At 37.0% G+C, this 11,038-nt stretch carries 11 protein-coding genes and 2 pseudogenes; 9 read left to right on the top strand and 4 right to left on the bottom strand.

Features of this window, described 5'->3' with window-relative positions; all coding sequences use genetic code 11:
* Positions 1–101 precede the first annotated feature (101 nt).
* Both H6G68_RS25900 and H6G68_RS25905 read left to right on the top strand, forming a co-directional pair.
* On the top strand, positions 102–1,382 hold the full coding sequence (locus H6G68_RS25900; protein ID WP_242045397.1) for a TrbI/VirB10 family protein: 1,281 nt from the start codon (positions 102–104) through the stop codon (positions 1,380–1,382).
* Between the two features lie 41 nt (positions 1,383–1,423).
* Complete coding sequence (locus H6G68_RS25905) at positions 1,424–2,140, top strand: hypothetical protein (protein ID WP_190909213.1); 717 nt, start codon at positions 1,424–1,426, stop codon at positions 2,138–2,140.
* Positions 2,141–2,437: 297 nt separating this feature from the next.
* Here H6G68_RS25905 and H6G68_RS25910 read toward each other — a convergent pair whose 3' ends face one another.
* Together H6G68_RS25910 and H6G68_RS25915 are read right to left on the bottom strand one after the other, a co-directional pair.
* Positions 2,438–2,626 carry a hypothetical protein gene (locus H6G68_RS25910; RefSeq protein ID WP_190909214.1) on the bottom strand — a complete coding sequence of 63 codons (189 nt, stop codon included), beginning with the start codon at positions 2,624–2,626 and terminating at the stop codon, positions 2,438–2,440.
* Positions 2,627–2,951: 325 nt separating this feature from the next.
* On the bottom strand, positions 2,952–3,590 hold the full coding sequence (locus tag H6G68_RS25915) for a PAP/fibrillin family protein (protein ID WP_190909215.1): 639 nt from the start codon (positions 3,588–3,590) through the stop codon (positions 2,952–2,954).
* Between the two features lie 528 nt (positions 3,591–4,118).
* On the opposite strand from H6G68_RS25915, the gene H6G68_RS25920 reads away from it, so the two are divergent.
* Positions 4,119–4,670, top strand: a complete 552-nt coding sequence (locus tag H6G68_RS25920) for a hypothetical protein (protein WP_242045398.1) — start codon at positions 4,119–4,121, stop codon at positions 4,668–4,670.
* A 117-nt stretch (positions 4,671–4,787) separates the two neighbouring features.
* Here H6G68_RS25920 and H6G68_RS25925 read toward each other — a convergent pair.
* Positions 4,788–5,060 (bottom strand): annotated as a pseudogene (locus H6G68_RS25925) (HNH endonuclease).
* A 63-nt stretch (positions 5,061–5,123) separates the two neighbouring features.
* Here H6G68_RS25925 and H6G68_RS25930 point away from each other — a divergent pair.
* From H6G68_RS25930 to dnaN, 3 genes are all read left to right on the top strand, one after another.
* Complete coding sequence (locus tag H6G68_RS25930; RefSeq protein ID WP_190909217.1) at positions 5,124–5,564, top strand: hypothetical protein; 441 nt, start codon at positions 5,124–5,126, stop codon at positions 5,562–5,564.
* A gap of 178 nt (positions 5,565–5,742) precedes the next feature.
* A complete protein-coding gene (locus H6G68_RS25935) occupies positions 5,743–7,194 on the top strand; it encodes an ATP-dependent DNA helicase (protein WP_242045399.1) in 1,452 nt (483 codons plus the stop codon).
* A 335-nt stretch (positions 7,195–7,529) separates the two neighbouring features.
* Positions 7,530–8,999 (top strand): DNA polymerase III subunit beta, encoded by a 1,470-nt coding sequence (gene dnaN / locus H6G68_RS25940; protein WP_242045400.1) that lies wholly within the window; start codon positions 7,530–7,532, stop codon positions 8,997–8,999.
* Positions 9,000–9,091: 92 nt separating this feature from the next.
* Here the strand turns inward: dnaN and H6G68_RS25945 are convergent, their stop codons facing one another.
* Entirely contained in the window at positions 9,092–9,376 is a 285-nt protein-coding gene (locus H6G68_RS25945) for a DUF1257 domain-containing protein (protein ID WP_339327894.1), read from the bottom strand.
* A gap of 239 nt (positions 9,377–9,615) precedes the next feature.
* Here H6G68_RS25945 and H6G68_RS25950 point away from each other — a divergent pair, with 239 nt between their 5' ends.
* From H6G68_RS25950 to H6G68_RS25960, 3 genes and pseudogenes are all read left to right on the top strand, one after another.
* Positions 9,616–9,861 (top strand): hypothetical protein, encoded by a 246-nt coding sequence (locus H6G68_RS25950; RefSeq protein WP_190909219.1) that lies wholly within the window; start codon positions 9,616–9,618, stop codon positions 9,859–9,861.
* Positions 9,858–10,304: a type II toxin-antitoxin system VapC family toxin gene (locus H6G68_RS25955; RefSeq protein WP_190909220.1), complete on the top strand. Its 447-nt coding sequence runs from the start codon at positions 9,858–9,860 to the stop codon at positions 10,302–10,304. The genes H6G68_RS25950 and H6G68_RS25955 overlap by 4 nt, the downstream gene beginning before the upstream one ends.
* A 192-nt stretch (positions 10,305–10,496) precedes the next feature.
* Positions 10,497–10,931: pseudogene (locus H6G68_RS25960) on the top strand (AAA family ATPase); the annotation flags it as partial.
* Positions 10,932–11,038: the final 107 nt, after the last annotated feature.

Genomic DNA, 11,038 nt, shown 5'->3' on the forward strand with positions numbered 1-11,038 from the left:
GGCATCTCTAACGCTTATTTTAGCGTACCAGCCAGCTACCTTTGCATTGGGGCATCTCACTTTTAAAAGCAGTGGCAGTAACACTTTAGCTATTTCCGGAGATGTCTAGTAGTACCCGTAGTGAACCAGTTTTAGACGAATCTGCTGAACTCAAAAGCAGATTAGCATTTCAAGACCAACAGCAACAACTTAAAGTAGAAAAAGTAGAACCAGTTCCTACTAAATCTCCTAGTCAAACATCACAAGCTAAAACACAACCGACACCACCACCAGTTCGTACAGTACAGCAGACTATTTCACCGCGCACTACTGCTGTTAGAGTTGCTGAACCTGCACCCAATCTTAGGCGGTATTCTTCCCCAACTTCGGTAAATTCACCTGTAAGTCATACAGTCCCGCGCACAATTCAACGACCAGTACAACAAGCTGAAAATAATGTTGATCCTTTACAACAATGGAACAAATTAGCCAGTTTGGGACAGTCACAAATCGGTAATTCAACAATAGCCTCAATTCCAGAAAACCCGACAGCAACAGCACCGACAGCAAATAATCAAACTCTCAAAACCTTAAAATCAAGTACACCCAATCCCCAAGAAGCTGAACTACAAACAGTTTTAATTGGCTCTAAAAGTGTTGATAGTCAAGCTGACTTAACTCCCGGTATGGTGGGTATCCTCAACCGTACCCCTGCAAATTTGGTCAATTCCAGTACCAGCAGCAATAAGGATGTAGCACTGGGTACTTCTGTGTCAGCTAAAGTGATTATGCCGATGATTTGGGATGAAGGTGGTAGAAATCCCAATGACCGCTTTGCTGTGGAGTTAACCGAATCTCTCAAAGCTACAGATGGTACAGAGGCACTTCCGGCTGGTACTGTTGTTGTTGCTAAAACTATAGCCGTAGGTAAAAGAAATAATTTAGTGTCTGCTAGTGCGATCGCATTGGTTTATCCTAATTCCCAAGGTACGGTTAAACAGGAAACGATACCAGCTAGTACGCTATTAATTCGAGGTAACAACAAGCGACCATTGATTGCTCAAAAGCTCAATGATGTGGGGTCAGAAATTGCTCAACAAGATTTGTTAGTGGGATTACTCAGTAGTTTGGGAAAAGTAGGTAGCATCGTCAATCAACCCCGAACTCAATCTAGCACTATTGTTTCTGGTGGTAATTTTAATCAAAGTACCGTTACTACTAATTCTGACCCGCAGATATGGGCTGCTGCATTGGAAGGATTTTTTAGTCCGGTAAGTCAGCGTTTGTCAAGACGGTCTGACCAAGCAGTGCAGGAATTATTACAACGTCCTAATATTCAATTTCTACCTGAAGGTACGGAAGTCTCAGTGGTTGTCAATAATTTTTTGCAAGTTGCCCGGTAAACTAACTGCACCCACAAGGGGTGGGTTTCTCGGAGGTTATTATGAAACAATTTACTACTTTTATCATCACTACTAGCGCGTTATTGCTGGGGATAACAGCACCTATTGTCCAGGCACAAACTCCTGCTTATCGCTTTATTGACAGAGATATAGCTGCAAAAACGAGAATTCAGGTTCAAGTTACGCCAGGACTGGCTACACCTATCAGCTTTAGTCAAACCAACGAAGCGATCGCCTACATTCTAGTAGCAGATCCTTCACGATTGGTCTACACCACAGATACAGATTTAAAAAGCGGACAAGCTACAACCATCTTTTTAAGAGCAATCAAACCGCTGAAGTTTCCAGCGTCTACCACTACTGCTATCACTAACTTACTTGTTCAAACTGTAGATTCTCAAGGACAAAAGCGACTCTACAATTTCGATATCATTCCCCAGCGCAAAAAACCTGGGTATATCGGTATTCAAATTGCCAATGCAATTCCTGGACAGCAAAAATTATTAATAGATGAAAATCTTCAAGTTACAGTTGATGATATTGAAACTGGGCTAAAAATTGCTATTAAACGTGGTTACACCAACAGCAATGACCCTATTGTTCCTAAAGTTCGACAGCTTTTAGCTTTGTTACGCACTAATAAACTTACTATTTCGGAAGCAGCTAAATCTGTTGATGTGCCACTGGCAGTAATTTCGGAGTTAGGAAAAATAGCAATTAATAAACGCTATTGCAAATTGCTCATTCCTGGGTGTTAACTTTAATAGCTACGATTTATATTCTACAATCGAGATTGATTGTAGAATATAAATTGAGTTATGCTCTTATTTATTTTCATCTCATAACCAAAAATTTTTATATACTAAAATTGATAGTAACGATGTTTTTTATGTTCGATATTTGAGCTTGCTTCTATCTTACGGTATGCCAAAATCCTTTGTTAGTTCGCTTAAAATAAACCCATTTATAAAACAAGTGATTTATAAATGCCAGGACTATAATTAACAAATTACTTATGATATAAATTTACTAATTTAACAAAGTTGCGTAACAGCTTAATATCCCTGATAAATCCATTCACATCCAGCTTTTTCGGCAGCTTCTGGAGTGTAATAAAGTTTGTGTTCCCCAAACACTTCACCACCAGCACTAATTAACCGGAACTGCCAACAATTTGATTCTGTGTAGAATACCAACAAAGTAACATTTTTAATAATAGTAACTAAATGAACTTTAGTGGGCATGGTATATAGTTATAGTTGTCTACCTTAATCAAAATATATTTACTCAAAAGCTATTGTTTCCCGATGTTTTTAGCGATGTTTTAAAAGTAAAGCCCCAAGTTTTTTTAAAGGATGTTTGAAAAGTCATGATGTAGCTTGCTTCCCGCAGGGTACGTAGCGCAGCGTGCCGTAGGCTTCAGCATCTCCGAGTAATCACTCAAACCCTAGATTCTAGAGCCTACGGCTCCCGAAAGGGATTTGTTCCACATGGCATGGCGTTAGCCATAGTGTCCCGAAGGGATACAGAATGACAAATTATACCTTTTCCAATTTTTCAAACACCCTCTTAGTATAAATTAGGTAAGTCATTGGCTTTAATCAGAATAAATAAACTTTCATCTCCCCCACGTCCAATTCTTAAAGTTTCATCTAAGTAAGTAATATCAAGAGTGGCAATTCTTCCTTGAGGATTATTAGCAGCTACAACTTTAAAAGGATTTAGTTTAGGCGTATTAATACCCACAATCTTCTCAATCGCCAAATAACGTTTGTCAAAATCAACATTGATGCGTTTATCTGCTAAACCCGATGTATCTAGAGCCGGTTCAAAACTAGCTGTGACTTTTACATATCCTGATATTAATTTCAGAGGATGTTGCACTTGAGCTAGATTAAAAAATAGTTTATTAGTAACATTAATTACTTGATAAACTTTACCTATTCGTAAACCCAATGGCAGGGAATCTAAAGAACGGATTTCTCTGGCTGTAGAGTATTGCAGTTGCCACGCCCCCTCTAATAAATTAGTAGCATGAATAAGAGGTTGAGGGTGAGGATTAAGACTTTCTAATTCTGTTGTCAACTGTTCAATTTCTGCAACTAAAGTTTTATCTAGCCTCAAATTAGTAACAGGAGAACCATCATCTTTAGTTTGAATATTTTTGATTGTTGCTTGTAATTTTTCCTTCAAAAGTTGATTATTCATCAGATGAAATAGTTTTCTAAGTATTAGAAAAGTGTAACCTAAAAAGGCGATAATTTCTACAAAACGCCGCAGACATTGCTGTAAATGTGTAATTATTTCTGCTCAGGAAGTGTATGAAACATTATTTTAATAGACCGCTCCAAAATTAAGCAGCACCGCAATAAGTTCTGTAATTTATTGAATCTAATCTCAGCGTGTTAATAACAAAATTAGACATAATATGGAATGTTGATAAAGAGATTAACGAAGAAAGCGATAAATTTTAGACTTACAGCACTTCCTGCTGTTATGAGGTACAAGTTTTCATCGCCAAGCCTGTAGGGGTTTCCCCGCCCCCAATTGTATTGCATTCGACCAGGAATTGCTGTATATGTTTGGGTTACTTTCAGTTTCTAAAGCTTGTTGATAAGCTGGTGTTATTTCAAAATGCTCTTAAATATATAGTTTATTGTATCAATGCCTTTCAGAATTAAATCGAGGAAAACCACTGTTTTGGGTTTATAATTCATGATATCAATCCTAGCTATCATGACTGCCAACAAGACCCCACCCAGTGAGATGATCCGCGTGCCTACTGTACTAATTCCTGTAGTACGCCACTTAGCGAAAATACACCGCGACGGTCATACAATAGAGTTACTGCAAGGATTACAGGAATTGATTTCACTGTTTGATAGCAGCGTGGCACTGGAAGCAACCAGCGAATTGCAGCAGGTGGAGGAGAAACTGGAAGAACTAGAAATGCACCTTTGCCAGCAAGATCAACTGGTGGACACTAAACTGGAAGTCCTTGGTAAACAGTTAGAAAAAATAGAACGGGCGCTTGCCTCTGGCAAATACGTTGGTCAAGCCCGTAGTAGCAGGTCAGCATATCTATACCAACAGCAACCAGTAGAAATAAACTCTTTTGCTCATGAGAACTTAGCGCAAAGACTGGGTATGACTCCGCAAAGTTTGATAACAGAGCGCGAAAGCAAAACTGAGAAGGAATTTATCAGTTGGTCGAGAAATCGTGACCCGATGGGGTTGGGGTGGAAATTTCAGGATCAAGACGGATTATATTATCCAGTTAGGCAGTAGGGTTAGTAAATAGTTGGTGATTTGCTAATTATTACTACCAATTAAGTAAGTCGGGACGATAAAACCGATGTATGTTTAGTTTTGTAAAAACCGTGAAATGACCTATTGATAAGGCCGCTAAAATTTGGAAATATCAAACAACGACAACTGACCTACAGAAATATTACCTTTACTACCTCTATGGTAACTAAGGTGACATCCAGGACATAAAGCAACTAAATTTTCTGGTCTGTTGTCGGAGGGGTCTCTGTTCCAGTGGTGAACTTGTAGATATGTACGGCGTTGTGGTTTTTCATCAGGACGTAAAACACGACCGCATTTTTGACATCACCAATCAGATTTTTCCTTAATGATTTTGGCTAGTTCTTTCCAGTGCTTAGGGTAGTCCATGATAACTGTTGAAGCTCAATATCAATATTATACTAAAGTTATTCGAGTTTTCTGTCAGTAATTATGTATTCTGAAAACCTAATTCAAACAATCAAAAACTCCCAATCTCTTTTACAAGCAAGTCTTAATCAAGGTTGGCAGGAATTTCAACAAACAGAAACCTTTGGCATTACCAAACAACTATCTGAACAAATGAATTGGTGGTATGATAGTCAATATTATAATATTATTCCTAACCCTGCTCATTGGTATGCCAGTCAATTAGCTGGTAAGTATTTTCTAATCGAAATTGGTAAATTAGGAATTTACTTAGATACAGTATTTCCAGGCAATTTTTCTCAATCAGAAGAATTGGTCAGAGAAGACGGTCTAGATGTGAGAATATTTCGATTTAAAGTATTTCATCAAACACAACCTATTTGTATTTTTCAGTTAGAATTTATCCATGACCACGAAAAATTTTACTTTATATATCCTCCGCAATTAGAAATTTTTGAGCTGTAATCGGTCATTTTTTTTACATTTGTTTGTTGGAAAAGTATAAGATTCCTATTTGATTTTCTGATTTTTTTAAAAATTCCGTACACAGGAAGTTACCCGTTCCCTGTTCCTTGCCATGACGAGTAATTATGGCTTACGGCACACTACGTGAACGCTATCAGGAATCAAACCGGATTTCTATATGTCGTTTTGTGGTGAACCAAAACCAACAGCTATCGCTGCATTGAGTGGATCAATTAATGGAATTAATGCCGCGATTATGGTCCAAATTATTCCTACTTTCCTAACCACAAATTCTTTTCCATTTCAATTTACCCAACAGCAGCAAAAAGCCTTAGATAAAATGTGGACATTCGTGCAACCAACTGTTACGGCTGCTTTATTTCTATTAGTAGGATATGCCGGCACCGGTAAATCAACAATAGTTTTCCAATTAGTTAAAGCTCTCGTGGCTACAGGTAAAAGGGTGGTCTTAACTGCACCTACGAATAAAGCTGTAGGTGTCCTGCAACGAATGGCGGCAGAAAACGGAGTGACTGGCGTAGAGTTCTTTACTATTCACCAATTACTAGGACTAGGAATGGTGACTAGAGGTAAAGAGAAAATACTTGACCAAATAGGACCATGTTACATCAATTTATTTGATGTTGTTTTTATTGATGAATGTTCCATGATTGGTAAACAACTGTGGCACTGGATTGAAAATGTGGCTAATCAATCATCTACCTGGACAAAAATCAAAATTATTCTCATGGGCGACCCTGCCCAATTAAATCCAGTTAATGAAAGAAAATCCCCTAGTTTTCAAGTAGCAAATAAAGCAGTATTAACTCAAGTTGTCCGCCAAGGAATTGATAGTCCGTTGCTGGAGTTTGTCACGGCTTCTCGTTATGCAGTGACTAAAAGTAAACTGCCATTTGCACCATTTTCTAAATATCTACCTGATAAAAGTAACGGGGCGCTGATGGTTAAACGGCAAACTTTACTGCGCTATGCCTACAAAAAGATATCTCAACAATTTGCTCATAATCCAGATTGTTTCCGTATTTTATCTTGGACGAATGCTCAAGTTGATTTTTATAATCAGCAGATTCGTAGATATTTATATGGTGGGAACGCCAATAGATTTATATCTGGAGAACGATTAATTACTAAAGACCCAATCATGGCTCCTGATGGAAAAACTGCCATTCTTTCCACCTCTACAGAATTTACTGTTTTAGATGTGTTGGAAGACCGTTATAACAACTATGATACTTGGAGGTTAAAAGTAGAAACAGATGAGGGAATTGTGCGTCAAATCTATGTTTTACATGAAGATGAAGAGAAACGATTTAAACAAGAAACACAACGGTTGCTCAAAAGTGCCAAGCGTAATCCCTTTCTTTGGAAGCAATATTATAAACATCTGGAGCAGTTTGCTAATATCAGAAACTGTTTTGCATTAACTGTTCATAATAGTCAAGGTAGCACTTTCTTGGAAGCGGGTATTGATGGTCAAGATTTGAGTAAGCGGCTGAATCGAGAACGCGGAGATGATAGTAAAGCAGTCCTAGCTAAAATTAAGGAGTTTAATCGGTTGTATTATGTTTCTAGTTCACGGGCTAGACAAAGGATTTTGGTAATTCGGTAATCTATAGGCTGCTAATTAGCTTAACTCAAATATCAGGAAATCCTTGAAACTGGATGATAATTGTCTGCATTCTTCAATCAGACAATAAAAAATATTATAGCGGTATGCCATCAGGTACAAAAACATCCTCTAAAAGTTTTGTTGCATAAGGATCATCAATTTTTCAACGAGCAACTACCGCTACATCCATTTTTTTATCATTAGTAACTGTTTAAATTCCCCCTATCCTCAAGAATAAATCAATGGGTTCAACAATAAAATTGATTCACAGATTAACAACTTTTATTTCTGCTACCGCAGTCTTCTAGTAATGACACAAACAGAGATAAATGATTATGACTCAAACAGCACCGAAACAAAAGGTGAAGTCTACAAAACTAACAAAACAAACTCCAGTTGCTAATCCTGAAATAGACAATGAAGTATCAACAAATATTACAGAAATACCTGGACTTAAAAAGAAGAAATCTACATCTGCAAACCCTAATACACCAACTGAACCCATCCAAAAAAAGCGGAATAAGCAAAAAAAGTCTAAATCAAAGTTAAACCCTCCAATACCCAGAGAATTAGGCATGGAGGTAATATGTGAACAAGCTAAATTTTACGATGCCCTCTTTTTAGTCAATTGTGCTACTCCAGCTAAACCTAGTCATCCCATTCTTGCCAATGTCCTCATAATTGCAGATGTGGAAACACAACAGATACATCTAACTGTCACAGATATAGCATTGACAATTCAAGCGAGTTTTGCTGCCCAAGTGTTATTAAAGGGTGAAATTACTGTACCAGTGGAAATTTTATTGGAGATAGTCAAGCATTGCCCTAATGGTAATATTTCTCTGAATAGTCAAACTCAGATTTCTCAATTGGGCGATGAACAACAAACAAAAATCTGCTCTCTGTGCTTATCTGATGCCGATGGTAATTATGAAATTAGAGGCATTAGTGCTGAAGAATTCCCACCTACTAACATAATTGATGCTACTCCTGTTTCTTTAGCAACAACAATTTTCAAAGATGGTTTGAAAGGTGTGCTTTATGCGGTCAGCACTGATGAAAATAAATATATCTTGACTGGAGTTCATCTCCAACTGGCACAGGAGAAATTAAAGTTTATTGGTACTGATGGGCATCGAGTTGCTATTACTGAACTTTCCACTCAAGGAATTGGCAGAAAACCTCGTCAACAAGTTTCATGTCAACAAGTTCCATCTGAAGAAATTATGCAATTTACTCTGCCTGGTCGTGTAGTGAGAGAAATAGCCCGTAACTTAAATGATGATGTGGAATCTATTAATCTGCTGTATGATGCCCAAAGTAATCGCTTGGGTTTTGCTTGGGAAGATGTCATTCTTAGCTGTCAAGTGCTGGAAGGAATTTATCCTGATTGTGAGCAATTATTAACTAAATTCAGCTTTGAGAAAGAAGTAATTTTAGAAAAAGCACCGTTAGTTAAAGCACTGGAACGGTTATCTGTGTTAACAGATAAGAAAGAGAAAGGAATTTATTTGCAGTTTGATGGCAGTTTACAACAGTTACGGTTATCTATTGAACGAGAATTTGGTAAAGGTGATCAGGTGATTGTTGCTAATTTACCAACAGAAATGATGTTGAATATCCAGTTTAATCTCAAGTATTTGATAGAAGCTGCTAAAGCAATTCCTAGTTCAAATATCAAAATGCACTTACAGCAATCGGATCATCCGGCTATGTTAGTTCCTGATGGAGATAGAGCAAATCTAGAAGTGGAAATGTCCATGCGTCATGTCTTGCTGCCGTTGTATATTCCAAAAATATCATAATTGTTAATTTGTGACTGTAAATCCGGCAAATTAGCTGAGGTTTAGAGGGAAAAATAATGATAGCGGTTGCCATGGTTTCGCCACGCAAACTATCAGTAGTGGTGTAGGCAATCGCCCAAAATATCCATTGATGACCAAATTTTAAAGGTTTTATAGGCGTATTTTTGACTAATATTATTAATAAACTCCTGTTGATTTTTCGCACCCCCAAAATCTGCCATTAATTCATAACTTTCTCCATTTTTACGAAAACCTAAATCATAACTGTTAGCCTTACGGATAACATATTCAGCATTAGTTGTACTATCCCTATAACCACGGAAATTGGTATTTTGTTCAACTTGATAACCTAATTCTTGCAAAACTTGATGCCGCACTTCACCGTTTTTAATTTGTAGCTTGATAGTTGTAAAATGAAAATAAAAAATTAACTCCTACAACCATCAAATAACTATCCTGTAAATCCTATAATCCTGGATATCGTGATTATGACAAAATCATTCAAGAAAAATCCTGTAAATCCTATAATCCTGGTCATCGTGATTCTGACAATTTAGGTTTATAATTGATATAGAGTGCAATATTACCTACAAACTAGTAAACGACATAGATAATTATGAATGTACAACTTGTTGACTCCCTTGTAGAAATTGTTTCTAAATTAACTCCCGAAGATCAGAAACTTTTTCTATCTAAACTTTCTCATAGAAACATTATTCCAGCAGCAGAGCAACAAAATTTAACCTCAACAGAAAAAGCTGCAAAATTTCAAGAATGGTTATCTCATTTTCCTCAAAGTAGTATTACCCTATCGGATGAAGCACTGCGTCGAGAAAATATTTATGATGATAGAGGCATATGAAAAGCTATTTACTTGATACCAATATTATTCTTAGATTTGCAAATTTCCAATCTCTGGAATATAACCTGATAAGCAATGCTATTTCTCAAATTTTATTACAAGGTAGTCAATGTTTTATTACCTCTCAAGTAATCATTGAATTTTGGGTTGTTGCTACTCGTCCTGTTAATGTCAATGGATTAGGATGGACTGTAGAACAAACAACTCAAGCCGTACAAATGTTAATAAATCAATTTGATTTTCTAGAAGAAACACCAGATGTATTTTCTATTTGGTTGAACTTAGTAACAACATATAATATTTCTGGTAAACGCACTCACGATATACACATATTAGCCGTGATGCTTGCTCATAATATCAGTCATATTTTAACTTTAAACCCAAAAGATTTTATAGCTGTTCCCGAAATTACGATTATTCATCCTCAAAGTATTAATAGCTAAGAATATTGTGAATGCAATTATCCTGTAAATCCTTTAATCTTGCAAATCGTGATTCTGATAAAATAGCATATCTGGTTAATAGTTGGCTTCATGTATGCTGGATGAAGCATAGCATAAATTGTTCACGAACTTAAAATAAAATCTCACCCCCTTAACAGGGGCAAGAGCGACGAATTAAGATGAATAAATCCTATGTCTACAGTCGCTCTACATCAAAAATATCGCCCCCAAACTTTAGCCGAATTGGTTGGACAACCCTACATTAAAACTGCTCTCACTAATGCTATCAAACACCTGCAAATTGCCCCAGCTTATTTGTTCACAGGTTCTAGAGGTACTGGTAAAACTTCCACTGCACGCATATTTGCCAAATCTCTCAATTGTCTTAATAGCAAAAAACCAACTGACAAACCTTGTGGAATTTGTCAATCTTGCCGTGCAATTGAAAGTAGCAATAGTCTAGATGTGAGTGAAATTGATGCTGCTTCTAATAATGGTGTGGATGATGCTCGTGCTTTAATTGAACGCTGTACTTTAGCACCAGTAGCAGGACGTTATCGAATTTTTATTCTTGACGAGAATCATCAACTCACAACCCAGTCCCAAAATGCTTTACTCAAATGTATTAGACATCTCCGGAAATAGCTAAAGTGTTACTGCCACTGCTTTTAAAAGTGAGATGCCCCAATGCAAAGGTAGCTGGCTGGTACGCTAAAATAAGCGTTAGAGATGCC

The sequence above is a fragment of the Anabaena catenula FACHB-362 genome, assembly GCF_014698735.1.
In the GTDB taxonomy this organism is placed as follows: domain Bacteria; phylum Cyanobacteriota; class Cyanobacteriia; order Cyanobacteriales; family Nostocaceae; genus Anabaena; species Anabaena variabilis_A.

Bases quoted from the DNA above. Each gene is read 5' to 3' on its own strand.
- H6G68_RS25955 (WP_190909220.1), top strand. From the start codon at position 9,858: ATGAAAAGCTATTTACTTGATACCAATATTATTCTTAGATTTGCAAAT.
- H6G68_RS25920 (WP_242045398.1), top strand. From the start codon at position 4,119: ATGACTGCCAACAAGACCCCACCCAGTGAGATGATCCGCGTGCCTACT.
- H6G68_RS25900 (WP_242045397.1), top strand. From the start codon at position 102: ATGTCTAGTAGTACCCGTAGTGAACCAGTTTTAGACGAATCTGCTGAA.
- dnaN (WP_242045400.1), top strand. From the start codon at position 7,530: ATGACTCAAACAGCACCGAAACAAAAGGTGAAGTCTACAAAACTAACA.
- H6G68_RS25930 (WP_190909217.1), top strand. From the start codon at position 5,124: ATGTATTCTGAAAACCTAATTCAAACAATCAAAAACTCCCAATCTCTT.
- H6G68_RS25950 (WP_190909219.1), top strand. From the start codon at position 9,616: ATGAATGTACAACTTGTTGACTCCCTTGTAGAAATTGTTTCTAAATTA.
- H6G68_RS25915 (WP_190909215.1), bottom strand. From the start codon at position 3,590: ATGAATAATCAACTTTTGAAGGAAAAATTACAAGCAACAATCAAAAAT.
- H6G68_RS25905 (WP_190909213.1), top strand. From the start codon at position 1,424: ATGAAACAATTTACTACTTTTATCATCACTACTAGCGCGTTATTGCTG.
- H6G68_RS25935 (WP_242045399.1), top strand. From the start codon at position 5,743: ATGTCGTTTTGTGGTGAACCAAAACCAACAGCTATCGCTGCATTGAGT.
- H6G68_RS25910 (WP_190909214.1), bottom strand. From the start codon at position 2,626: ATGCCCACTAAAGTTCATTTAGTTACTATTATTAAAAATGTTACTTTG.